Raw genomic sequence first — 25022 nt, forward strand, 5'->3', positions numbered from 1 at the left:
ATTTTTTCGGATCTGCTACCAACCTTATGACATAAATACGAGACAATCCGAGCGGCCCTGCCGTGGTACCGACGACGCGAAACAAATATATTAGGGGCCAGATGTCATTATTTATTTGAATTAGCATAGGATACTTTTAATTTTGTAGGCTCATACAAAATTATCTTTCATGGACAGTGACGATTTAAATATACCTGAAATCGATTTTGAGGTATCATTCCCCGAAGTACAAGCTCATTATATCCACGTGAAAATGAGCATCAAAAACCTTAGACAGCCTTACGTGGACCTCAAGATGCCTGTATGGTCTCCAGGTTCTTATCTGATTCGTGAATATGCCAAGAATGTAGAACGGTTTAAAACTGTCAATGCGGTGGGCGATGACCTTGTGTTTCACAAAACTGCAAAAAACATCTGGCGCATCACGACACATTCGCTTGACCAGATCGAAGTACACTATGATGTATATGGATTTGAAGTCTCGGTTCGTACTAATTTTTTTGACAGCGATCATGCATTCATTGTACCAACGGCGACCTTTCTTCATATCGATGGGTATCTCAAAGCGTCGTCCAGGATTCATATTCTTCCGAAAGAAAACTGGGCACGTATCTCAACAGGTCTTGAGCAGATCGACCAGCATTCCTTTTTCGCGCCGGATTTTGATGTTCTATACGATACCCCCATTGAAGTGGGTAATCAGGACAGCTGGAAATTTCATGTCGCTGGTGTAGAACATGAATGCGCCATGGTAGGTGGTGGCACTTACGACAAAGACCGGTTGACGAAAGATATTAGCCGTATTGTGGAAGAGGAAACCCGCATTTGGGGATCCAATCCCAACAAACGTTACGTCATCATCACACATAATTATCAGTCGGGCGGCGGCGGTCTGGAACACCTCAATTCGACAGTGCTGGGCGCGTCCAGAAACGCCTATCAAAATGAAAATAGCTATAAGGCCTATTTAAGTCTTGTGGCCCACGAATATTTCCACTTATGGAACGTCAAACGGCTGCGTCCTAAAGCCCTGGGCCCATTCGATTATGATCGAGAAAACTATACCACTGGGCTATGGATCATGGAAGGATTTACGTCCTACTACGACAATCTGATTATAAAACGCTGTGGCTTTTATGATGAGAAAGAATATCTCGCATTGCTGGCTAATGATTTTAACATCGTGTTAAACCGGCCGGGACATACGATCCAGTCGGCTGCGGCATCCAGTTTTGACACTTGGATCAAATATTACCGGCCAGACGAAAATTCGATCAACTCCTCCATTTCGTATTATAATAAGGGAGCGATGCTAACAGCAATGCTCGATATTAAGATTATTGCAGCCACCGAGGGAAAAATCAAGCTGGACGATATTATCCGCGCGGCGTATGAAGAATTTTTCTTAAAATTAGATCGCGGCTTTGAAGAAGATGAGTTTCAGAATCTTGCCGAACGTATCGCAGGTACATCCTTGGACGACATATTTCGCGCTGCGCATGAAGACGGCGAGCTCGATTATAATACCTATTTTAATCTCGTCGGTTATGAGATAGCTGACATCAACGAAGACACTGCCACTTTAACATTGGGCATCACGACCAACAAAGTGGATGGGCTCATTACCGTTGCCACTGTGGAAAAAGGTTCGGGGGCCTATGATGCCGGTCTGAACGTCAGAGACGAGCTCATAGCAATCAACAACAGCCGGCTGGATATAAAAGATAAAGAACTCGATTTTATTATGCAGCACGCAAACGAAGGAGACGTATTGAATTGTCTGATCGCGAGGGACGGTTTAATTCGGGAGATTCCTGTTGAAGTCAGACGAAGCAACCGAAAGAATCATGTAATCCGCCCGCTTCAGGAACAAACGTTCCTGCAGGAACTGTTGGGAAAAATATGGCTGGCCTGATACCAAAGGCTGTTAATCAACAAAAAGGAGCAGTCTGTTAGGCTGCTCCTTTTTGTTGATTAAAACTTGTAACGTACCGAAAAACCGATGGGATCCAACAATTTAATGCTTGATTCGTTCAGAAAATCAAAATAGGGTTTCACATCCAGCGATAACTGAAATGGTGCTTGCGGGATATTATATTCAATACCAACAATACCATCGATGCTTAGATTGAGGTGCGAATCAAAAGAGTGCCGCTGTCCTTCTATTATCTTATCTTTTTCTTTATAAGACCCGATGCTGCCACCAAAACCATAGTACCAGTTTAGTCCGGAAGTTAAGGGTTTGTAGATCTCATATAGTCCGACTAACCGAAACCGGCGAAAATCTGAGTTGCTCTGAATACTCATAATACCCTCCAGTGCGTGGTCCGAATTGAGTGTATGTCGATAAGTAATTCCTTGCGCAGATCCAAAACGCCCCCCAATAGCACCTCTATTGTCTAACTGGGCCATTGCTCTGTTGGATAATGCGCCCAACATCAGTATTCCACCCACGGCCAAAAATATTTTTCTCATAAAAATTGTACGCTTTATTTATTCTCCTCTATATTTTTCAAAAGTAACAATTACAGCTATAACGACACAATGTTTAATTTGTTATGACATTAATCCCAATATCAGCAACTTTATTTCTGATATTTTTTTTATATTTAAGACAATAGTAGTAACCAAATAAACTCAAGTGATATGGGCAGAATTTTTGACTTTATAACCTCTTATAAAGAAAAATATCCAAAGGACGTCATGGTGGCGGGACGAGATGGAAGTGGCAAATGGAGATCTTATTCCACAACAGAATATATTGATGCAATCGATACCGTCAGCCGGGGGCTACTGCGACTGGGCCTTCAGAAAGGAGACCGCGTAGGCATTATGTCGGGCAACCGGCCAGAATGGAATTTGGTGGATTTTGCCTGTAACCAGATCGGCCTTGCTACAGTGCCCCTCTACCCTACCTTATCGCCGCAGGACCTCTCGTTTATTGTGAATGATTCCGATGTCAAAGTATTATTTGTTAGCAACAAAGAATTGACCGCGCGGATTGAGCAGGCTATACAAGAACACGGCATCCAGCCCAAAGTTTATACATTTGATCAGATAGACCATCATACACCATTGGCAGCACTGATTGCCAGTGCCCAAGAGGATACCACCGATCTATCGCTGTACCGTGACCGTGTCACAGAAGACGACTTGCTGACCCTGATTTACACATCAGGCACGACGGGCAGGCCGAAAGGCGTCTACTTATCCCACAAAAATGTATACAGCAACGTAACAGCGTGCAACTACTTGATTAGAGAAGATTTTAAAACTGCATTAAGCTTTCTGCCACTCTGTCATATTTTTGAACGTATGGTGGTGTATATGTATTATTCGAAAGGCATCCAGATTTATTTTTCAGAGACCTTGGACAATGTTGTCGCCGACATCAATGATGTCAAGCCTGATGTATTCACTACGGTACCGCGTGTACTCGAAAAAGTTTATGACAAGATTATTGAGAAGGGTAAAGCGTTAAGCGGGATTAAAAAGAAGCTTTTCTTTTGGGCAGTCGGCTTAGGTTTGAAATTTCAGGAACCTGAAAAAAACGGCGCGTTCTATAACTTCAAGCTAGGCATAGCGCGGAAACTTATTTTCTCAAAATGGCGTGAGGCACTGGGTGGCAATATTAAGATCATCGTATCAGGCGGTGCAGCGCTTCAGGAACGTCTGGCGCGGATATTTTGGGCCGCTGACCTGAAAGTTCTCGAAGGCTATGGTCTAACCGAAACTTCCCCCGTGATCGCCGTAAATTCCTACTTAAAAAATGGGCTAAAATTCGGAACAGTTGGTAAGCCATTAAGCAATCTTGAGGTGAAGATTGCTTCGGATGGTGAAATCCTGGTCAAAGGCCCCAGCATCACTACAGGTTATTACAAAAATGAGGAAGCAACCAAAGAAGCGTTTGATGAGAACGGCTTTTTCAAAACCGGTGATATTGGCGAAATCACCAGCGATGGTTTCTTGAAGATCACCGATCGAAAAAAGGAAATGTTCAAAACTGCCGGCGGAAAATATATTGCACCGCAATCCATTGAAAATAAGCTGATGGAATCCACATTGATCGGTCAGGTGATGGTTATCGGAGAAAATCGGAAATTCCCAAGTGCGCTTATCGTTCCGGCATTCGATGTGCTTGCTAAATGGGCCGCACAAAAAGGTATAGCCAGCAGCAGCAACGAAGAGATCATTAAAAATCCGGAAGTAATTGAAAAATATCAGACGGAAATAGATCGATTATCCAGCAATTTTGGTCATTGGGAAATTGTGAAGAAGTTTATCCTGTTGCCTAAGGAGTGGACGATAAATGCAGGACAGCTCACACCAAAATTGAGTTTAAAACGAAAAGTCATTCTAAAAGAAAATGAAGACGCCATCGAAAAATTATATGCGGATCAACATCAGGATTAACATTTTGCACGATTATTGGAACGGGTAACCTTGATATGAAGCATGTAACGTTTAGAGATTTGTTTACGCTTGTATACTGGAAAAATATCTGGCAGGTCATGGTGGATGCCTTCAACGGCTTCAACGACGATAAATGTATGAAGAAAAGTGCCTCTTTAGCCTATTATACCATTTTTTCGATCGGACCAATGCTCATGATTGTCATTTGGTGCATAGGCTTCTTTTATGGAGAGCATCTACAGAGCGGCTCTTCCGCCCAAGATGAAGTACTGGACGAGGTTATGGTACTCTTTGGCAAAGATGTAACTATGCAGATTCAGTCCTACCTTCAAAAAATTACATTTGAAAACAAATCCAATATTGGGATTACTATCGGGATCATTACACTCGTAATTTCTTCCACAACCTTATTTGTGGATATCCAGGATTCGATTAACAACATCTGGAAAGTAAAACCTAAGCCGAAGAAAGGCTGGTTAAAACTGATTGTAAATAGGCTGATCTCATTTTCTATTATTATCGCTTTAGGCTTTTTATTAATTGCATCCTTGATGATCAACGGAATAATCGTTGCCGTAACCAATCTGGTCATGACATATTTTCCGATCATCCCGATTGCGCTGATCTCCTGGGTAAATACAGGTATCACATTTTCGGTCATTGTCATCCTTTTTGGCTTTATATTTTCATTCCTACCGGATGCCAAGGTCAAGTTGCGCGACATACTGGGCGGCGCGATTTTCACTGGGCTGCTTTTCATGTTGGGGCGATACGGCATTTCGCTGTATCTGAATCTGTCTTCGACCGCAAGTTTCTATGGGGCTGCAGGTTCCATCATCGTTATGCTATTATGGATCTACTACTCCGCCGCCATTCTTTATTTCGGTGCAGAGTTTACGAAATTTTACGCGATCAAGTTTGGAGCTGGGATCGTGCCATCCGCATTTGCCGTGGCCATAGAGCAGACAGAAAAAGTCAAAAAAATGGGGTCCGACGCCGAAGCGCATATCGGTGATACGATACAGGTGTCTAAATAAGGTGTCATTTTTTACTTTTTTTCCCACTGAGGGAGCCGTCTATACCGATAACATCAATGACTTTGTCGCCGATTTGTGTGATATCTGATTTCAGCCCTACCATTACGGTAAAGATATTGACCGGCGTGTCCTGGATTTTCCTAAAGTTATGCAGGTAGCCGAGTTCAATCCCCAGAAAAAAACCATTAAATTTATAATCGGCTCCAGCACCTATTTTGCTTGAAAGGTTAAAATGGTTTTTATTTTCCATTTTCACAAGCCGCTGCGGCTCTATAACCCGGGCCCGTGGTTCACTGGTAAGGCCGACTCCCGGACCGGCAAACGCATATATATTTAAACGACGCAGCTGCTTACGGACGCCCCCTGAAAATGCCACGGTATAAAAATTCGTGTTGGCGTCCTCTATGCGATAGGCAAAATCCGGATCCGCCAAAGGCTGCTTATAGGCAAAAGAAAGGGTGTACAGTGTCGGTGACACAAAAAACATTGGATTTTTAAGGGAAATGTCCAGTCCGATACTGCCGGAAAATTTCGGTGACAGGATATTCTTGGTCTCACCTAACGGAAAGCCCATCCCTGTGGTCCCCCAATAATACACCTTCCTATAGTGGATGGTATCCGCTCCTCCCTGGGCATGGACGGAAACCCCAACCGATGACAGCAGAGCAAAAATAAGAATGAAACGTTTCATTAATATGCGTTTACTATTGACTTAAAAACAATATTAAACGCATATTGTTCAATGATGCGACAGATTAGAGATAGGTTCTGGATTGTGGCCCCTGATTAAACAAAAGGTCAACAATACTTAAGTCCGAATGGAAGCCATTTTTATCAGAAAAAACTTGATAGTATTCCTTGGGGGAAGTCAGTATACTTTCCTTTTTGGGATGGATGCAATCCCTATAGTCCGGGCTTCCAGGTTCGCTAGGTCTATATTCTTCCGTGAATGACAACGTTCTGTTCAATTTGACCAACTTGAACAGCAGTTCCAGCTGAGCCATATTAAAGTCCAGCAAATAGTCAAACTTCTCGTTGTAAAAATGGCTAAAATCATCTTCATAGTACTCAAAATAAGCTGAACTACGGTAGGCAGTCTGTATACTCAACCAGTGTAAGCGTTGCCAGTCAAATTCATAGCTGATTCGGATGTCTTTCATCGGAATGCGATCTTTGTTCCCGTGCTTGATGGGCACAATCAGGTCCTGCACACCGTTAGCCGAAGCAATCCGGGCTCTTGTCCGGTAACTCTGCTTCTGAAAATGCTCGTATTTCTCAATGACAACCGGAAGATTATTCTCCTGAATGACGTGAAAATAGGATATTGGCGGAAGATAACATGCCGGAAGTAATAACTGCGATTCCATAAAAACTGATGATTTTTGTTATAAGTGACGCAAAAATAACTTAAATTAAGGATATTTGTAAAATACTACTGGGAATTTTAGCTATAGCATGAAACAAAAAGCGTTAAACGCGTTAATCTATATCATTTCACTTCTCCCCTATTGGTTTCTATATTTGGTTTCCGATGGGCTCTATTATGTCCTCTATTACGTGATTGCATATAGGAAGACTATTGTCTTTCAGAACCTTGAAAACGCCTTTCCTGAAAAAACAAAAGCAGAGCGACTGGTCATTGCCAAAAAATTTTACCGCTTTTTTCCCGACCTTTTCATCGAATCCATCAAGCTAAAAACGATCACGGCGGAGGAAGTCCGAAAAAAAATGACGCTGGAAGACGAAGACGAGCTGACACGTCATCTCGCCAGTGGTAAGAATGTTATTGGCGTTACTTCACATTATGCCAATTGGGAACTTGGTATACACCGGTTGAGCCTGATCACCGATTTCCCGACACTAATTGTATACAAACCACTGAACAATAAAGATATTGATACCGTTTACAACAATATGCGTGGACGGTTTGGAGCTGAAATGGTTCCCATGAAACAGATATTGCGGCATATTGTCAAATTAAGAGGCCAACCCAATATCAGTATCCTCGTTGCGGATCAGACCCCGCTCTACTCAGATTCTGATTACTTCATCAACTGGCTTAATCAGGAAACATTGGTCTATACCGGTGCTGAGCGCTTATCGCGAATGAGCAAAGCACCGGTTGTCTATTGCTATATTGGTCGGAAGCCCAAACGAGGACAGTATTTTTGCCGTTTTGTAACTTTAGTGGAAGATCCCACTGGTTTTGCGGAACATGAGATAACCGATTTACACAACCGTTTTGCGGAACAACTTATTCGGGAAAATCCCGAATATTGGCTCTGGTCACACAATCGCTGGAAAAGGAAACGTAGAAAATGAGTACATTACCCAAAGTCGCTGTTGTAATCCTCAACTGGAATGGCCGATTTTTTCTGGAAAAATTCCTGCCGTCTGTTTACAACAGTTCTTATCCGAATATCGAATTTGTCATCGGTGATAACGCATCCGACGATGACTCCATTTTATTTGTAAAGCAGTGCTATCCCACCATTACCGTTCTTGAAAACGACAAGAACTATGGTTTTGCCGGAGGTTATAACAAGATTTTGGAACGTGTCGAAGCCGATTATTATGTCCTCCTGAATTCGGATGTAGAAGTCAGCCAAAACTGGATAGAACCTGTTATATCCTATCTGGAACGAAAACCTCATCTTGCTGCTGCACAACCAAAGATCCTATCGTTCCACAATAAAGATCAATTTGAACATGCAGGCGCAGCGGGAGGCTTTCTGGACTATTATGGATACCCCTTTTGCAGAGGCCGCATTCTGCATGAGGTAGAAACTGATAATGGGCAATACGATGAAGAATCTGAAATTTTTTGGGCTTCAGGTGCCGCCCTTTTTATCCGAGCCAGCGCCTGGAAGGAAGCCAATGGCCTGGATGAAGACTTCTTTGCCCACATGGAAGAAATCGATTTGTGCTGGCGGCTGAAGAGGATGGGCTATGGTATCGGCTACTGTCCCGCTTCTGTAGTTTACCATGTCGGTGGCGGAACGTTAAACGCCAGCAATCCTAAAAAGACCTATCTCAACTTTAGAAATAACCTGATCATGTTACAGAAAAACCTGCCCTTTGGCACGGCTATCTGGGTGATTTTTATGCGGTTTTGGTTCGACTTGGCAGCTCTGATCAAATTTTTGACTGACGGCAAACCAAAAGACGCCTGGGCAATAAGCCGCGCACATCAGTATTTCTTCATGAATATTTTCAAAAATGCTAGAAAACGAAAAAAATACAAGGCAATTGGAAATCAGAAAGGACACTATAAGAAGTCAATCGTTGTTGATTTTTATGCAAACAACAAACATAAATTTGCACAGTTGAACCCTAGAGATTTTCGATAGAACATCGGAAGTGCCTTCAGCCAAAAATGCACAAAAACGCATTTTAAAATAAAGCATTCTTCGGAACAAGATTCTTTATTTATTTTATTTAAACGTACTTTTTATTTGTAATTTTGCAACATGTCGGTGATGGATATTGAAAAAAAGATAAAAGACTTAACGGCGGAACTCAACCATTATAACTATCAATACTATGTATTGGCGGATAGTGTTATTTCGGATTATGACTTCGACCTCAAATTAAAAGAGCTTGAAGCCCTGGAGCGTCAATACCCTGAGTTTGCCGACCCAAACTCGCCCACACAACGTGTAGGCGGAGACATCACATCCCGATTCCAAACGGAGAAACATCGCTGGCCGATGCTTTCCTTGGGTAATACCTATAGCCAAGAAGAACTCCATGATTTTGATCAGAGAATCCGCAGAATCATAGGCGATCAGTTTGAGTATGTCTGTGAGCTAAAATTTGATGGTCTTTCTATCAGCCTGACCTATGAAAATGGCAGGTTAAGCCGTGCCGTCACCCGTGGCGATGGCACGCAGGGCGACGTAGTAACCAACAATGTGAAGACGATCCGCTCCATTCCGATCAAGCTCAAAGACGGTGACTACCCAGATCAGTTCGAGATCAGGGGTGAGATTTTTATGCATAAATCTGCCTTTCTAAGACTCAACAAAGAGCGAGAAGAGAACGGTGAACAGACGTACGCGAATCCGCGCAATTTTGCTTCGGGCACTTTAAAACTCCAAGATTCTTCGGAAGTTGCCAAAAGGCCGCTTGACTGCTTTCTTTACTTCCTCTATTGTGACAATAGAACCAATCTGTTTCACGACCACTGGAACAGCCTCGAACACGTGAAAAGCTGGGGTTTTCATGTGAGCGAACATACACGAAAATGCAGTACACTGGCAGAGGTTTATGATTTTATCAATTACTGGGATGCCCAACGCTATCATTTGGGTTATGAGATCGACGGAATTGTGATCAAGGTAAACGACTATGCCCAACAAGAGGATCTGGGCTTTACCGCTAAAAACCCCAGATGGGCTATCTCGTATAAATTTAAGGCTGAACGGGTGGAGACAACGCTGAATTCGATCAGCTATCAGGTGGGCCGCACAGGAGCTGTAACTCCGGTCGCGAATCTACAGCCCGTGCTACTTGCTGGGACGACGGTCAAACGGGCATCTCTGCACAACGCCAACGAAATTGCACGTCTGGACTTACATCAGGGCGATACGGTCTACGTTGAAAAGGGAGGTGAAATTATCCCCAAGATCATCGGAGTAAACTTAGAGAAACGGAGACCGGATTCCATGGCTTTTGCCTATCCAGCGGTTTGCCCGGAGTGTTCCACTCCACTGATCAGGCAGGATGGCGAAGCGGTTCACTACTGTCCCAATGAGACCGGATGTCCGCCGCAGATTGTAGGCAAGATGCAGCATTTTATCGGCCGAAAAATGATGGACATCGAAGGTATGGGCGACGAGACGGTAGAAACATTTTTTAAAAAAGGCTTATTACATAATATTGTCGATATCTATGGTTTAAAAGATCATCAGGCTGATTTACAGCAGCTGGAGCGCTTTGGCCAGAAATCAATCGATAATATGCTTGCCGGGATCGAAAAGTCGAAGGAAAAGCCTTTCGAGAAAGTACTGTTTTCGCTGGGGATACGTCATGTCGGCGAGACGATTGCCAAAAAATTAGCCCAGCATTTTAAAAATATAGATGCGTTGGCCCAGGCATCTACAGAAGAAATCGAAAGCGTTCAGGACATCGGCCGCCGTATCGCAGAGAGTGTTAAAGAATACCTGGACAACCCCATCCATCAGCAGCAGATTGCCAGTTTAAGAAATTATGGCTTACAGTTTGAAGTCGAGGAAAGGGAAATTCTGTTGGCGAGCGAGAGCCTGAGCGGCAAGACCTTTCTGATTTCAGGTGTTTTTGCCGATTATTCCAGAGAGGAGCTAGCAGCACTGATCGAAAGCCATGGAGGAAAAATGCTCTCCTCCATTTCCGCTAAATTGGATTTTCTGGTTGCCGGAGATAAAATGGGACCATCGAAACTTGCCAAGGCAGAAAAATTGGGCATTCCAATGATTAACGAAAAAGATCTTATGGATCTTATTCATTCCAAATAACAATTTAAATAAATTAATATAAAAACAAACAAGATGAACGAGCTTCACGGCGCAGGGGTTGCATTAGTCACTCCTTTTAACTCAGATGAATCTGTTGATTTCGAAGCGTTAGGTCAGCTGATCGACCTGCAAATCAATGAGGGCATGGATTATTTGGTTTCTTTGGGCACAACTGGCGAAGTGGCCACTTTAACCAAAGAAGAGCGAAAGCGCATCTGGGATTTCACTGTCAAGCGCGTGGACGGTAGACTTCCGTTAGTCGCTGGCATCGGGGGCAACAACACTGCGGAGATCGTGGAGCAAATCAAAAACTTCGATCCAGCCGGCTTCTGTGCTATTCTTTCTGTGTCGCCGTATTACAATAAGCCTACACAGGAGGGCATTTATCAACATTACAAAGCTATAGCTCAGGTCTCTCCTTTGCCGATCATTTTATATAACGTCCCAGGCCGTACCGGTAGCAATATGACTGCACAGACCACGTTGCGCCTAGCCAACGAGTTTACGAATATCGTAGCAATCAAAGAAGCTTCTGGCAACTTTGCTCAGTTTAGTGAGATACTTCGCGACAAACCGGCAGATTTCATGCTGATTTCGGGAGATGATCCAGTCACTTTGCCTATGATGGCATTAGGAGCAGTGGGCATTATTTCGGTAGTTGGCAACGCATTTCCTAAAAAGGTGGCCACGCTGGCGAAGCTATGCGCACAGGGCAAATATCAGGAAGCCCGGAAAATACATAGTGACTTGCTTGAAATCACTGACCTTTGCTTTATAGAAGGGAATCCAGCAGGTGTTAAATTCATTCTCAAAGAACTGGGCATAGGGACAGACAGCCTAAGGCTACCATTAGTGCCCGTTAGTGAAAAAACTCGGGCGGCGATCAAAGAAGAACTAAAAAAGTTGAGCTAGGAGCCAAAAGCCTTATAAAAGTTTAGACGTCGGATAGCGTCTAAACTTTTTTGCTTCAAAGCATTGCAATATAACAATATAATACCTATCTTTGCGCTTCCACAAAAAGTGGATTTTTAAATAACAAAATTAATTAACACAATGCAACAGTACGAATCTGTAATCGTTCTAACCCCGTTGCTTTCTGAAGATGCTGCGAAAGAAGTAATCGCAAAATTCAAAAACATCTTAACAGAAGGCGGAGCCGAGATTGTCGCCGAAGACAATTGGGGTTTGAAAAAATTAGCGTATCCAATCCAGAAAAAAACTACTGGGTTTTATCACTTAACTGAATTCAAGGCTCCAGGTGAATTAATCAATAAATTAGAGGTTGAATACAAACGTGATGAGCGTATTATGCGCTTCTTGACAGTAAGCTTAGACAAACACGCCAGAGCTTATAACGAGAAAAAACGTAGCGGTGCATTCAACAAAAAAGCTGAAACTAAAACTGAGGAGGGCGCAAACTAATGGCTAACGAAAATATCCAATACGTAACTGCTCCTAAAGTAGAGGACAACCGTAAAAAATACTGTCGTTTCAAAAAGAATGGTATCAAATATATCGATTATAAAGATGCTAACTTCTTGATGAAATTTGTAAATGACCAAGGTAAAATTTTACCTCGTCGTTTGACTGGTACATCTTTGAAATTTCAACGTAAAGTAGCTCAAGCTGTTAAACGTGCGCGTCACATCGGCTTGTTACCTTACTTAGCTGATGCAATTAAATAAGGAGGACGATAGAAAATGGAAGTAATCTTAAAACAAGATATCAAAGGCTTAGGTGAGCAAAATGATATCGTTAACGTAAAACCAGGTTTCGGTCGTAACTACCTAATCCCTCAAGGATTTGCTATCCAAGCGACTGAATCTGCAAAGAAAGTTTTAGCTGAGAACATCAAACAAGCTCAGTTCAAACAAGAAAAAATTAAGAAAGACGCTACTGAATTAGCGGGCAAATTGGAATCTGTTAAGCTTTCAATTGGTGCTAAAGCAGGTGAATCCGGTAAAATCTTTGGTAAGGTAAACAGCATACAGATTTCTGATGCGTTAAAAGCTAAAGGTTTCGATGTTGACCGTCGTCGTATTACATTCGAAGTTGAGCCTAAAGAATTAGGTGAATACATTGCCAACTTGAACTTACACAAAGAAGTTAAAGTTCAGGTTCCTTTCGAAGTAGTTGCTGAATAAGCTAGTTATTTAGTAAAATATAGCATAAGGGCCGTCCTGTTTTAGGACGGCCCTTATGCTATATTTTCTCTTACCCCACCCACAGGGCTATAAATAAAAAACTCGCGTTGCTGAGAACAACGCGAGGCATAATCTAGGGTATTTGAAAGGGAAAATCTTCTTTACATATCTAAAAATATAAAAACACTTATTAAAAATTCATTTATCTCTGTTTTCATATCCAAAATAAGCTAAAAATATCCATTTATCAAAATAAAAATCAAATTTTAATCAAAAAAAACAAAAATCATTACTAAAAACCAATAATAAACACAAAAAACATGATAAATATCATAAATAATTGAAAAAATAATGTAAAATCAAATAAAAACAAAGAAAATATACACAAAACATCTAAAAAAATAGAATAATCCTGTAAAATTTAAAATAAATAAGGAATAAAACATAAAAAAAGGTCTAAAACAAATGTTTAAGACCTTTTTTTATCTACAAAAATGAATACTAACCCAATTGTTTTTCTAATTTCTCATTCAGCACTGATTTCGGAACAGCACCAATTTGTTTGTCAACAATCTCACCATTTTTGAAAAATAATAAAGCCGGAATATTACGGATGCCGTAACGGACCGAAATCTCCGGATTTTCATCCACATTCACTTTTCCTACTACAGCCTTCCCTTCATAATCTTTTGCTAGCTCTTCAACTACAGGACCTACCATGCGGCATGGACCACACCATTCTGCCCAAAAGTCGATCAATACGGGTTTGTCTGCTTTTAAAACAACTTCATCAAAGTTGCTATCTGTAATTTCTAATGCCATAATCGTTAAATTTTATAAACCGAAGTTATATTTATGTTACTACTTAATTGCTAAAATCAATAAACAAAGATAATAACAACTATCTATCTAATTGTAATCTTAATTACACAAAATCCAATCCAAACTAATTCAGCCGGTAATGAATTCCCTCAAACTTCTCGATACATTCCAAAAACTCGTTTGTTAGATTTATTTTTAGGCTTTTGGCTGGCATTTCGACAGATATCTCATCTTGAGGATCCCACACTTTAAATTTCAATTGACAATTTGGCACTACCCCCTCAATCTCATTCTGTGCCAGAATCTCTTTAATACCATCCAGAAATTCCTCGTTAAGTTTCGGTAGCGGAATATTAATGGTAAAACTTTTGGCCATCTTTTCCCGAAGTTCAGAAAGAAGCTGAACGCTCCGTAATTCAAAGCCCCAGTTGCCCACCTGCCTAAAACGTTCTTGTACCAATCCACGTAATTGAACAAAGTATCCCTCTTGTAAATACCCTTTTAATTTAACGTATTCCTCTCCAAATACGGCCATATCATAAGAATCGCTATAGTCTTCGATGATGAAGGATGCAAATGGCTTACCATTTTTGGTAAGCCGGTGACTTGCCGAGGCAATAATGCCTCCAATCACCAGTTCCTTATTTTTAATGCGATTAAATTCCAGCAAGGTCTCCTCATCCACTTCAGCTGCCTTCACTTTATTGATAAGCGCCAGATCTGACACCGGATTATGACAGAAATGCTCGATTTCGAAACGGTACGTATCCAGCGGATGACTGGTCAGGTAAATACCGATCACATCTTTCTCATATTTCAGTTTTTCAATCAATCCCCATTGTGGACAAGGAGCCAATACAGGTTCCGGGAGTTCTGCTGCCCCTCCGGATCCAAATAAACTAGCCTGAGCCGAGCTTTCATTCTCCTTATAACGCTGTCCAAAGCGAATCGCTTTTTCCAGACCTGTCGAATTATCGTCAGCATGAAAATACTGCGCACGGTGTGTACTTTCGAAGCTATCAAAACCTCCAGCATAAGCCAGACTTTCAAAGGCCTTCTTATTTACGGCACGGAGGTCTATACGTTTGGCCATATCGAAAACAGATTTGTACAACCCTGATTTTCTTGTCTGTACAATCGCATCCACCGCCCCAGCGCCAACGCCTTTTACTGCACCCATACCAAAGCGGATCGCTCCCCGCTCATTTACGGTAAATTTATAGTACGACTCATTTACATCAGGGCCGAGAACTTCCAATCCCATGCGTTTACACTCCTCCATAAAAAACGTCACCTGCTTGATATCGTTCATATTGTTGGAAAGCACCGCAGCCATATATTCTGCCGGAAAATGAGCCTTTAGATAGGCGGTTTGATAAGCCACCCATGCATAACAGGTTGAGTGGGACTTATTGAAGGCATAACTTGCGAATGCTTCCCAGTCCGTCCAGATTTTCTCCAGCACCTTTGCGTTATGTCCCCGTTCCTCAGCCTGTGAAATAAATTTGGGTTTCATTTTATCCAGCACGGCCTTCTGCTTCTTACCCATTGCTTTCCGCAAAACGTCGGCGTCACCTTTGGAAAAGCCCGCCAGCTTCTGAGACAATAACATCACCTGCTCCTGATATACAGTAATTCCATAGGTCTCCTTCAAATATTCCTCGCAGGCTTCCAGGTCATACACAATGGGCTCTATTCCGTGTTTCCGCTTAATAAAACTAGGAATATATTCAATCGGCCCCGGCCTATATAAGGCGTTCATCGCGATTAAATCCGCAAACACGGTAGGTTTCAGGTCCCGCATATATTTTTGCATTCCCGGAGATTCGTACTGAAACACACCTATGGTTTCACCGCGTTGGAATAGCTCATATGTCAAGACATCATCGATCGGAAATTTGTCTGGGTCTAGTGTGATACCGTGGCTGAGTTTCACGTTTTCCACGGTATCCTTAATGAGCGTCAGGGTCTTCAGCCCCAAAAAGTCCATTTTCAGCAATCCGGCACTCTCGACCACGTGGTTGTCAAACTGTGTCACGTACAGATCAGAGTCTTTTGCCAGAGACACAGGAACGAAGTTGGTGATATCATCCGGTGTAATGATGACACCACAGGCATGGATTCCAGTATTGCGGACCGATCCCTCCAATACACGTGCCTGCCGGATGGTCTCCGCTTCAAGCCCCGCACCGTCTGCGATAGCTTTCAATCTGTTGACTGCTTCTATCTCTTCGGACCGCAGCTTTTCCTTTAACCCCGCATCGTCCAGTGTAAAAATTTTGGAAAGCTTTAGATTCGGAATCAATTTCGCAATTTCGTTGGCATCCCCAAGAGGAAGGTCCAGCACACGAGCGGTATCTTTAATAGAGGACTTAGCGGCCATAGTGCCATAAGTAATGATCTGAGCTACCTGACTGGCGCCGTATTTATCAATCACATATTGCATCACTCGTCCACGCCCTTCATCATCAAAATCAATATCAATATCCGGCATAGACACCCGGTCGGGGTTCAGAAAACGCTCAAATAGCAAATCATATTTGATGGGGTCGATGTTAGTAATACCCAGACAATAGGCTACAGCAGATCCAGCTGCAGAGCCGCGCCCCGGACCGACAGATACGCCCATGTCACGCGCCGCCGCGATAAAATCCTGTACGATCAGGAAATACCCGGGATAACCCGTCTTCTCAATGGTGGCCAGTTCAAAATCCAGGCGTTCGCGGATATCGTCCGTGATCACTTCGTAGCGTTTTTGTGCGCCAACATAACATAAGTGTGCCAAGTATTTATTCTCACCCCGTTTACCGCCATCTTCTTTATCCGCTTCAACCTGAAACTCCTCAGGAATATCAAATTTAGGCAGCAATACATCCCGGTTTAGTTTGTAAATTTCCACTTTATCAACAATCTCCTGAATATTGATAATCGCTTCAGGCAGATCCTGGAAGAGAGCTTTCATCTCGTCAGAAGATTTAAAATAGTACTCCTGATTAGGCAGACCAAAGCGGAAGCCGCGCCCTCTGCCTTTTGGCGTTGAAAGCTTCTCCCCATCTTTCACACACAACAAGATGTCATGCGCATGGGCATCGCCTTTCTTTTCGTAATAGGTATTATTGGTGGCGACTATTTTAATATCGTATTTACGGGAGAATTTAACCAAGGTCTGGTTAACCCGATCTTCATCCTCCTGGCCGTGGCGCATCAACTCGAGATAGAAATCATCGCCGAAATGCTCCTTCCACCACAATAGAGCTTCCTCTGCTTGGTTCTCACCAATATTCAGCACTTTGCTGGGCACCTCGCCTTGCAGGTTACCTGAGAGTACAATAATATCTTCTTTATACTGAAGGATCAGATCTTTATCTATACGGGGTACATAATAAAATCCGGCGGTATAGGCAAAAGACGCTAATTTAGCTAGATTATGATATCCCCGCTTATTCTTGGCCAGCATCACAATCTGATAACCATTATCTTTTCGGGATTTATCTTTATGGTCTTCGCAGACAAAAAACTCACAGCCGACAATTGGCTTAAGAATCTGACCAGTAGGCTCCTGTCCATTCGCCACTGCCTCAGCATTCTGCGCCTCAACATCCTTGTTGTGATTAATTACCCTCGATACAAACTCAAACGCCCCCATCATATTGCCATGATCGGTAAGTGCAACGGCTGGCATTTTGTCCTTTATTGCAGCGGATACCAGCCTGTCGTATGACATGGTCGACTGCAGGATGGAAAACTGCGAATGATTGTGCAGATGAGCAAACTTGGCTTGACCCAATGCCTTAAGCATTTCTGCATCTACAACAATGCTGACATCTTCTGGTTCGGTGCGTTTCCTAATTGCATCCGAAGCAGCCTTTAAATTAATATGCTTCAGCCCTGTAGTAGGAATAGGTCCCGGATTCCTGACCTTGAAGTCAACAAAATAACCTGAATCTACCTGCAGTTCCTCCGCAGTGAACACTTCTCGTCTGACCAATTCAAGAAAACAGCGTGTGGTGGCCTCGACGTCTGCAGTAGCATTATGTGCTTCGGCAAATGGCACGCCAAACAAATACGAATGCAATTCAGTTAGATTTGGCAATTTGTACTTACCGCCACGGCCCCCCGGAATTTTCAGCAACTCCGCAGTAACCTCGGTACAGGTATCCAGAACAGGCATACTGGCCATATTGGAATCGACACCATAACGGTAGAATTCACAGCCCATAATGTTGAGGTCAAACCCGATGTTCTGGCCCACCACAAATTTAGCTTTGCTTAAAGCTGCATTAAATTTTTCCAGCACTTCTGGCAACGGTAATCCTTGCTCCGCGGCCAATGCGGTCGATATACCGTGTATTTTTTCAGAGTCATAGGGTATATCAAATCCATCCGGTCTAATCAAAAAATCTTGATGTTCGACCAACTTTCCCATCTCATCATGTACCTGCCATGCCAACTGAATACAACGTGGCCAGTTATCCGTATCAGTAATCGGCGCATCCCAACGCTTCGGCAAACCGGTGGTCTCGGTATCGAAAATAATATACATATAATTCTAAAACTCTTTAATACAATAGATTAAACACAACAACACTTGCGGTTTTCTGAACTTGAAATTTACGAAATTCTTAGAGAAGATTATGTCAGATTTTTGCGAAAATCCACTACCAGTTCCGCCATCACAGACGAGCGCATACGAACAAATAATCTTTTCTTATGCTCACGCTTTGCCCTTGTATATAAAACTGATTTTAGTTAGGTTTGAATTTGATTCCAAATATAATGATTAAAGCAATTTTTTTTGATATAGACGGGACGCTGCTAAGTTTCAAAACGCATCAGATTCCAAACTCCACTATACAGGCTTTTCAATTGTTAAAGCAGAAAAATATTAAAGTATTTGTTTCAACAGGCCGCTCGTTCAACCAACTACAGCATATCCGACACCTTGATTTTGATGGATACATCACATTTAATGGCGGTTACTGCCTCACTAAGAAGGAACAGGTAATCTACAAAAATAACATTGCCTCCGCGGATATCCGGTCACTTTTAGACTATGCTAAATACCACAAAGAGCTCACCTTTTCTTTTATGTCAGAAAAAGAAATCACCTTAAATCAGATTAGCCCTGCTGTACTAGAAATGTTCCAGCAGGTCAACGTTCCGACACCACCCGTCCGCAACTATGAAGAGAACTTTGATCTGGACTCCGTCATGCAGGTCAATGTATTTATTGGCCCCGAGGAGGAAGCCGAATTCATGGAACAAGTGATGCCGAACTCTGTCGCATCCCGATGGACGCCGGTCTTCGCCGATGTCAACCCGAAAGGACAGAGCAAAAAAGTTGGGATAGACGTCTTTTTGGACCATTTCGGTATCCAGCTGTCAGAGACGATGTCGTTTGGAGATGGTGGCAACGACATTACGATGCTCGCGCACACGCAGATCGGCATTGCCATGGGAAATGCAAATCCCGAAGTAAAAGAAATTGCCGACTATATCACAAACGATGTTGACAACAATGGCATCTGGAATGCATTGAAGCATTTTGAGATCATTTAAAACCGGATCGTCAGGGTCGCCCGGCAGGTATTGCTATTGCTATTTAATAGTAGGCTATGCTGTTCAGGAAACAGGAATTGGAGCCGCTGCTGAAAATCCCTCAGAAAGGTTGTATCAAATTGACCGTCCAGATAAGGGTTCACACGGTGACTGACGTCAAGCAGCAGGATTTTGTCAGAACCGGACAAACGAATTCGTATGGGGTGAGAGGACGTTCTGTTATAGCCGTTTGCCACAGCATGCTGTATCATAGGAAACAACAACAGCGGCGGCAGCATTACCGCACTGTCGGACTGAAAACGGTTATCCCATTTCAATAAAAATCCATCTGGCATTAGCGTTTCGACAATTGTCAGATATGCAATCAAAATCTCGACCTCCTCCTCCATAGGGATCGGGCGATCAACGTCGAGCATCAAAAGCTTTTGCTGAAGCGCCGCATAAGCCGTCCATTCGGAGGTCCCAGCTGCCATGACCTTTCCCAGCAAAAAATGGTCAAGCTGACTAGTTGTAAATGACAATCTATTTGCTAAGGCCAGCGCTTCGATATTTCTTACACTCTTTTTACGCAGAATGCGATTGATTATAGTCGACATTGTTTAAATTGCTATAGATTACACACAAAAATAAGGAATCATTATGTCAAATATTGCAATAGTTATTGAGGAAAGAGCCGCAGACATCGGCAATTTCCTAGTTGGCAGGCTACTTCCCTTTAGGCAAAAACGTATGGTCGGCCCTTTTATATTCATTGACCATATGGGGCCTGACCATATTGCGGAACCGCATTTCATGGATATTGCACCACATCCTCACATTGGCTTATCGACATTGACATATCTTTTTGAAGGAAGCATCATGCATCGCGACAGTCTGGGCAATGCAGTGGAAATAAAGCCGGGCGCTGTGAATTGGATGACAGCCGGAAAGGGCGTCACGCATTCGGAGCGTACACCAGATTACCTCCGTTCAACTCCCCACGACCTTCACGGACTACAGATCTGGGTAGCATTGCCCAAGGATCTCGAACGGATGGAACCAAGCTTCGTCCATATTGAGGAGCCGCTACTGCCACACTGGACAGAAGGCGATGCAAGCTACCGCTTAATCGCTGGAGAAATTAATGGCCATCGCTCCGAAGTACCTGTATATAGCCCGCTATACCTCATCGAAGTCAAAGCAGAAAAAGACAGCAGTATCAAATTGGGACAACATTTATATGGTGAAAGCGGTCTATATATCCTTCATGGTTCAGTACAGGCCGAGGGGCAAGAATTTGGCCCGAAACAGATTCTGATCGCTAAAGATGCAAAACTTTGTGAATTTGAAATGGCGGCTGGCAGCGCAGTCTATATATTTGGAGGCGAGCCTTTCGCCGAACAACGTTATATAGACTGGAATTTCGTGGCCTCGGATATAGAAACATTAAAAGCCGCACGCGCCAAATGGGAACAGCACGAATTTCCCAGCGTCCCGGGTGATGACGGCTATATCCCTATTCCGCCGGTCAATCCCACCTTAGGACAAAAGAAATCTGATTAGACACGCTCTTGAAAAACCAAAGCTGAAAACGATTTGCGTTTTCAGCTTTTTTATAAGCACGACCCTATTGATGAAGCTAGTGTGCTATTCCACTAACACCACCGGAGACCACAAGCTTCATGGCATCTGTCGGAGACATGTCCAATTTTTTGACTTTGTCACCGCTGACTATGACCACCTGCCCTGCAAAAGAATAAGAATAGGGAAAATATACCATGACCTCATGCTCCAGACCGATGCTTTTCAGATCATGCTGCGTCAGAAAACCGATCTTTTTGAGCCCAAATTCATTGACCGTCACCAGCACAGGCTCGTTAAACTTTTTGGCATCGCCCACAAACGCTTCTGTGAAATCCTTAATCGAAGTATATAGGGTATTCAGGAGCGGTATACGTTTGATTTGATGATTGATCCATACTTTTATCGGATCGGTCACGAAATTGGTAAATATAACACCCGCCAGAACAAGTACCAGAATTACCGTAAGAATTCCGATTCCAGGAATGTATAACGGATGTCCCTTTTCATCCTGGAGAAAATGTTCGGTCAGATTGAGTGCTGAATCGATTGATGCGACAATCCATACAATCAAAAAGATTGCTCCGGCTAATGGTACAACCACCAGAATACCACGGATCAAATAATTAATAAATCCTCTGAAAAATTTGCCAAGCATGGGTCAGTAATTCAATTTTTTTGTACAAAAATGCAGAATATCCTTTATTATTCATAAAAATATACTCTTTTTACCCGCTGCGAAATACTTGTCAAAAGTTCATACGGGATGGTTCCGATAGATTCGGCCGCGAGTTTAATATCCGGATAGACAATCACTTCATCTTCCTCAGCGATGTCGGCATCCGTCACATCCAGCATACACATATCCATACAAATATCACCAATAGTCGGTACCAGATATCCGTTGACCATCATCTTACCTACACCGTTGCCAAAACGCCGGTCATAGCCATCTGCGTAGCCAATTTTGATCGTGGCTATATTGCTATCTCGCTTCAGCACACCGTGCCGGTTGTAGCCCACTGTTTCCCCTGCGGGCAAGTGTTTTATTTGCGTCACGTTTGTTTTTAGCGTGCTGACCTCACGCAACGGCAGGTCCTGACGTTCGGCCCCTATGCCATACAGTCCGATCCCTAGACGTACCATATCAAAATAGGCCTGCGGCCAGCGCTCTATTCCGGATGTGGCAGCAATATGTCTGAGAAAAGGATACCCGATCCCTGCTTTGAGCTGGGCAGTAAATTGTTCCAAAAGATCGATTTGTTGCTGTGTAAATGCATTATCCTTTTCATTCCCCGCAGACGCTAAATGTGAAAATGCAGATCTGATCTCGAGTATCGAATCTCTTTTTAGTATGGCGACAAGCTCGTCTACTTCCTCAGGCATAAAGCCAAGGCGATGCATTCCCGTATCGACTTTGATGTGAACGGGATATGTCGTAATCCCTCTATCCTTTAAAAAACTCAAAAAAGTGTTTAGAATTCTAAAACTATAGATTTCAGGTTCAAGTTGATGCTGTACAATAGATTCAAATGTATTTTCATCAGGACTCATAACCACAATAGGAAGGGTGATACCCGCTCCCCGCAGATCTACCCCCTCATCTGCAAAAGCCACAGTGAGGTAATCGACTCCGTTGAACTGCAAAAGATTGGCAATTTCAAAACTTCCACTACCATAGGAAAAAGCCTTTACCATAGTCATCAGCTTGACGTTTTTGGGCAATAACTGACGGTAGCTGTTCAGATTATTTTCCATCGCATTCAAGTTGATCTCAAGGACTGTATCGTGCGACTTAGCAACCAGCAGCCTGCTGATCTGTTCGAAATGAAACTCCCTTCCACCTTTCAATAGGATAGTTGAGTTTTCAAACTGTAACGACCTAAAATCCGCTAAAAATTCAACGGTTCCGCGATAAGATATCGACGGCACATCAAACTGATCTGCCAGCTGAGGTAATACTTCTCCAATCAGTATCAGCTTATCCAGCCGATATTCCCCCAAGAGTCGCTTGAGCTTCGCCAGGCTTTTTGCGTCTGCTAAACTTACTCCCGGCAAGTCAGACAGAATTAATATTTTACGGGCGTGCTGCCGCTGTTGGTTCAAAAACTCCAACGCAATCTGCAGCGCATCCAGATCATTACTATATGAATCGTCGATTATCGAGCTGTTCCTTTTTCCTTTTTTAAGTTCAAGCCGCATGGCGACGGGCTGCAGTTCCTTAATTCTGGAAGCGATCACTCCCGTTTCATAACCAAAACGCAACATCAGAGCAATGCAGCTGATCGCATTTTCAACATTCGCTTTATCGACAAACGGCACTTCCACCGCAAATGTCTTTCCACCATGATATAATGTGACCATGGTACTCCTCTGATTGAGCTGCTTGACGGAATAGACTTCTAATGACAGGCCCTCATCATATCCCCATGAAAATTTTCGTGGCCGATAAGGTAACTGAATGTTCTCGACGTAGCTATTGGGAAAGATCATGGTCTCCGCGTCCTTAAAGAGGAGGAGCTTTTCTGCGATCTTTTCTTCCTTGGAGGAAAACCCTGCTTTATGGGCAACACCGATATTGGTCAACAGGCCAACGGTCGGTTTAATCATATCTTCCAACCGCGCCATCTCTCCCCGTTCTGATATTCCTGCCTCGATGATCGCGAGCGTATACTGTTCCGAAAGACCCCACAGCGAAAGCGCTACGCCCAGCTGCGAATTGTAACTTTTCGGACTACGGTAGATCCTGTATTCGGGTGACATCAGTTGGTATAACCATTCTTTGACAATCGTCTTACCGTTACTTCCAGTAATGCCGATCACGGGATAACTAAACTGCTGCCGATGGAAAGCCGCCAGTGCTTGCAGGGCATCAAGACTATCATCCACCCAGATGAAGTTAGCATCCGGAAAAAGCTTTTCCTGCTCTTCATCAGTCTGCAATACAAAGCTTCTTACCCCCTTATCATAAGCTTCCCGTACATAACCGTGTCCATCCCTATTTTTTTGCAGTGCAAAAAACACACCGAGATCGGCCTGTACAATCTTGCGGCTATCGTAAAATATGTGCTGGACTAAAGAACTGGGATCGATAATAAATGCGCGATTAGGATGTAAAACTTGGACGACTTCCGATATTTTGTACATTCTCCTGAAATTTTGATTGAACCAAAACTGAACATTTTTTTAGTTATTTCATATTATTTTTGAAATTTTGACAATATGTTCGAAGAGGAAAGAAAACACAAAAAGATACTCACGCCGCGTCAGGCGCAGCTGAAAGCGGAAAGCTACTGTGCATACCAAGAGCGATCCCAGCAGGAAGTGCGGGACAAACTGTATACGTGGGGACTACACGAAGAGGATGTCGAAAATGTCATTGCCAATTTAATTGCCGATAATTTTCTGAACGAAGAGCGCTTTGCCGTGGCTTACTGCACCGGAAAACTACGTATGAAAGGCTGGGGAAAAATAAAGATCAAACAAGGATTAAAGGCGAAGAAAGTTTCTGAGCAGTTGATTAAAATCGCTTTTAAACAGATTGAACCGGACGAATACGAAGCTATCCTTGAAAATATAATCGATAAAAAAATCCGTGAAATCGGAAACAAAGATGCATTTACAATCAAAAACAAAGTGTATCAGTTTGCACTGTCCCGGGGATTTGAAAGCGATCTAATTTTTTCCATACTGACTTCAAAGGAGTTATAAAAAACATAGCAATAAAGTAAATAAATATTTTGCAATATTGAATTTTCGATCTATATTTGCATCACCAAAAAGGAACACGCGGTTCCTTTAAAGTTGAAATAAAATTCCAAGCGAAAATAGCTCAGTTGGTAGAGCACAACCTTGCCAAGGTTGGGGTCGCGAGTTCGAATCTCGTTTTTCGCTCACCTGCCTAGGTGGTGGAACTGGTAGACACGCAGGACTTAAAATCCTGTTCGCCCTAAAGCGAGTGCGGGTTCGATTCCCGCCCTAGGTACAAGAAA

Annotated in this window: 21 protein-coding genes and 2 tRNA genes; 15 read left to right on the forward strand and 8 right to left on the reverse strand. The window is 42.9% G+C overall.

The window, feature by feature from the left end:
• Positions 1-169: 169 nt before the first annotated feature.
• On the forward strand, positions 170-1915 hold the full coding sequence (locus FGL37_RS02695; protein WP_037534062.1) for a M61 family metallopeptidase: 1746 nt from the start codon (positions 170-172) through the stop codon (positions 1913-1915).
• 59 nt (positions 1916-1974) lie between these two features.
• Here FGL37_RS02695 and FGL37_RS02700 read toward each other — a convergent pair whose 3' ends face one another.
• Positions 1975-2475 (reverse strand): hypothetical protein, encoded by a 501-nt coding sequence (locus FGL37_RS02700; protein ID WP_028071357.1) that lies wholly within the window; start codon positions 2473-2475, stop codon positions 1975-1977.
• A 171-nt stretch (positions 2476-2646) separates the two neighbouring features.
• Between FGL37_RS02700 and FGL37_RS02705 the strand changes: the two genes are divergently transcribed.
• Together FGL37_RS02705 and FGL37_RS02710 are read left to right on the forward strand one after the other, a co-directional pair.
• A complete protein-coding gene (locus tag FGL37_RS02705; protein WP_037534060.1) occupies positions 2647-4413 on the forward strand; it encodes an AMP-dependent synthetase/ligase in 1767 nt (588 codons plus the stop codon).
• 35 nt (positions 4414-4448) lie between these two features.
• Entirely contained in the window at positions 4449-5450 is a 1002-nt protein-coding gene (locus tag FGL37_RS02710; RefSeq protein WP_051607218.1) for a YihY/virulence factor BrkB family protein, read from the forward strand.
• Positions 5451-5454: 4 nt separating this feature from the next.
• Here the strand turns inward: FGL37_RS02710 and FGL37_RS02715 are convergent, their stop codons facing one another.
• Entirely contained in the window at positions 5455-6141 is a 687-nt protein-coding gene (locus FGL37_RS02715) for a hypothetical protein (RefSeq protein WP_138096662.1), read from the reverse strand.
• A gap of 64 nt (positions 6142-6205) precedes the next feature.
• Entirely contained in the window at positions 6206-6817 is a 612-nt protein-coding gene (locus FGL37_RS02720) for a WbqC family protein (protein ID WP_028071353.1), read from the reverse strand.
• An 88-nt stretch (positions 6818-6905) separates the two neighbouring features.
• On the opposite strand from FGL37_RS02720, the gene FGL37_RS02725 reads away from it, so the two are divergent.
• The 7 genes from FGL37_RS02725 (at position 6906) to rplI (ending at position 13089) form a co-directional block, all read left to right on the forward strand.
• On the forward strand, positions 6906-7772 hold the full coding sequence (locus tag FGL37_RS02725; RefSeq protein ID WP_028071352.1) for a lysophospholipid acyltransferase family protein: 867 nt from the start codon (positions 6906-6908) through the stop codon (positions 7770-7772).
• Positions 7769-8800 carry a glycosyltransferase family 2 protein gene (locus FGL37_RS02730; RefSeq protein ID WP_028071351.1) on the forward strand — a complete coding sequence of 344 codons (1032 nt, stop codon included), beginning with the start codon at positions 7769-7771 and terminating at the stop codon, positions 8798-8800. Before FGL37_RS02725 ends, FGL37_RS02730 begins: the two co-directional genes overlap by 4 nt.
• A gap of 120 nt (positions 8801-8920) precedes the next feature.
• Positions 8921-10945: an NAD-dependent DNA ligase LigA gene (gene ligA / locus FGL37_RS02735; RefSeq protein WP_028071350.1), complete on the forward strand. Its 2025-nt coding sequence runs from the start codon at positions 8921-8923 to the stop codon at positions 10943-10945.
• A 33-nt stretch (positions 10946-10978) separates the two neighbouring features.
• Positions 10979-11857, forward strand: a complete 879-nt coding sequence (gene dapA / locus FGL37_RS02740; protein WP_028071349.1) for a 4-hydroxy-tetrahydrodipicolinate synthase — start codon at positions 10979-10981, stop codon at positions 11855-11857.
• Positions 11858-11998: 141 nt separating this feature from the next.
• Positions 11999-12367 carry a 30S ribosomal protein S6 gene (rpsF, locus tag FGL37_RS02745; protein WP_028071348.1) on the forward strand — a complete coding sequence of 123 codons (369 nt, stop codon included), beginning with the start codon at positions 11999-12001 and terminating at the stop codon, positions 12365-12367.
• A complete protein-coding gene (gene rpsR / locus FGL37_RS02750; RefSeq protein WP_028071347.1) occupies positions 12367-12630 on the forward strand; it encodes a 30S ribosomal protein S18 in 264 nt (87 codons plus the stop codon). The genes rpsF and rpsR overlap by 1 nt, the downstream gene beginning before the upstream one ends.
• 15 nt (positions 12631-12645) lie before the next feature.
• The gene (gene rplI, locus FGL37_RS02755; protein ID WP_028071346.1) at positions 12646-13089 is read left to right on the forward strand and encodes a 50S ribosomal protein L9; all 444 of its coding nucleotides are present in this window, start codon (positions 12646-12648) and stop codon (positions 13087-13089) included.
• Positions 13090-13590: 501 nt separating this feature from the next.
• On the opposite strand, the gene trxA is transcribed toward rplI, so the two are convergent.
• Together trxA and dnaE are read right to left on the reverse strand one after the other, a co-directional pair.
• Positions 13591-13911 (reverse strand): thioredoxin, encoded by a 321-nt coding sequence (gene trxA, locus FGL37_RS02760; RefSeq protein ID WP_028071345.1) that lies wholly within the window; start codon positions 13909-13911, stop codon positions 13591-13593.
• A 124-nt stretch (positions 13912-14035) separates the two neighbouring features.
• The gene (gene dnaE / locus FGL37_RS02765) at positions 14036-18454 is read right to left on the reverse strand and encodes a DNA polymerase III subunit alpha (RefSeq protein ID WP_028071344.1); all 4419 of its coding nucleotides are present in this window, start codon (positions 18452-18454) and stop codon (positions 14036-14038) included.
• 233 nt (positions 18455-18687) lie between these two features.
• Between dnaE and FGL37_RS02770 the strand changes: the two genes are divergently transcribed.
• Positions 18688-19470, forward strand: coding sequence for a Cof-type HAD-IIB family hydrolase (locus tag FGL37_RS02770; protein ID WP_028071343.1), 783 nt, complete (start codon positions 18688-18690; stop codon positions 19468-19470).
• Here the strand turns inward: FGL37_RS02770 and FGL37_RS02775 are convergent.
• Positions 19467-20066 carry a LytS family sensor histidine kinase gene (locus tag FGL37_RS02775; RefSeq protein WP_028071342.1) on the reverse strand — a complete coding sequence of 200 codons (600 nt, stop codon included), beginning with the start codon at positions 20064-20066 and terminating at the stop codon, positions 19467-19469. The genes FGL37_RS02770 and FGL37_RS02775 overlap by 4 nt on opposite strands.
• A 43-nt stretch (positions 20067-20109) precedes the next feature.
• Here FGL37_RS02775 and FGL37_RS02780 point away from each other — a divergent pair, with 43 nt between their 5' ends.
• Positions 20110-21012, forward strand: a complete 903-nt coding sequence (locus tag FGL37_RS02780; protein ID WP_028071341.1) for a pirin family protein — start codon at positions 20110-20112, stop codon at positions 21010-21012.
• A gap of 76 nt (positions 21013-21088) precedes the next feature.
• On the opposite strand, the gene FGL37_RS02785 is transcribed toward FGL37_RS02780, so the two are convergent.
• Together FGL37_RS02785 and FGL37_RS02790 are read right to left on the reverse strand one after the other, a co-directional pair.
• Complete coding sequence (locus FGL37_RS02785) at positions 21089-21688, reverse strand: DUF502 domain-containing protein (RefSeq protein WP_028071340.1); 600 nt, start codon at positions 21686-21688, stop codon at positions 21089-21091.
• Between the two features lie 47 nt (positions 21689-21735).
• Positions 21736-24177 (reverse strand): bifunctional UDP-N-acetylmuramoyl-tripeptide:D-alanyl-D-alanine ligase/alanine racemase, encoded by a 2442-nt coding sequence (locus FGL37_RS02790; RefSeq protein WP_028071339.1) that lies wholly within the window; start codon positions 24175-24177, stop codon positions 21736-21738.
• Between the two features lie 75 nt (positions 24178-24252).
• On the opposite strand from FGL37_RS02790, the gene FGL37_RS02795 reads away from it, so the two are divergent.
• The 3 genes from FGL37_RS02795 to FGL37_RS02805 all read left to right on the forward strand — a co-directional run bounded on the left by FGL37_RS02795 (position 24253) and on the right by FGL37_RS02805 (position 25015).
• Positions 24253-24741: a regulatory protein RecX gene (locus tag FGL37_RS02795; protein ID WP_028071338.1), complete on the forward strand. Its 489-nt coding sequence runs from the start codon at positions 24253-24255 to the stop codon at positions 24739-24741.
• 110 nt (positions 24742-24851) lie between these two features.
• Positions 24852-24924, forward strand: a tRNA-Gly gene (locus FGL37_RS02800).
• 5 nt (positions 24925-24929) lie between these two features.
• Positions 24930-25015: transfer RNA gene (locus FGL37_RS02805), tRNA-Leu, on the forward strand.
• The last annotated feature ends 7 nt before the right edge of the window (positions 25016-25022 follow it).

The sequence above is a fragment of the Sphingobacterium thalpophilum genome (assembly GCF_901482695.1).
Taxonomy (GTDB): domain Bacteria; phylum Bacteroidota; class Bacteroidia; order Sphingobacteriales; family Sphingobacteriaceae; genus Sphingobacterium; species Sphingobacterium thalpophilum.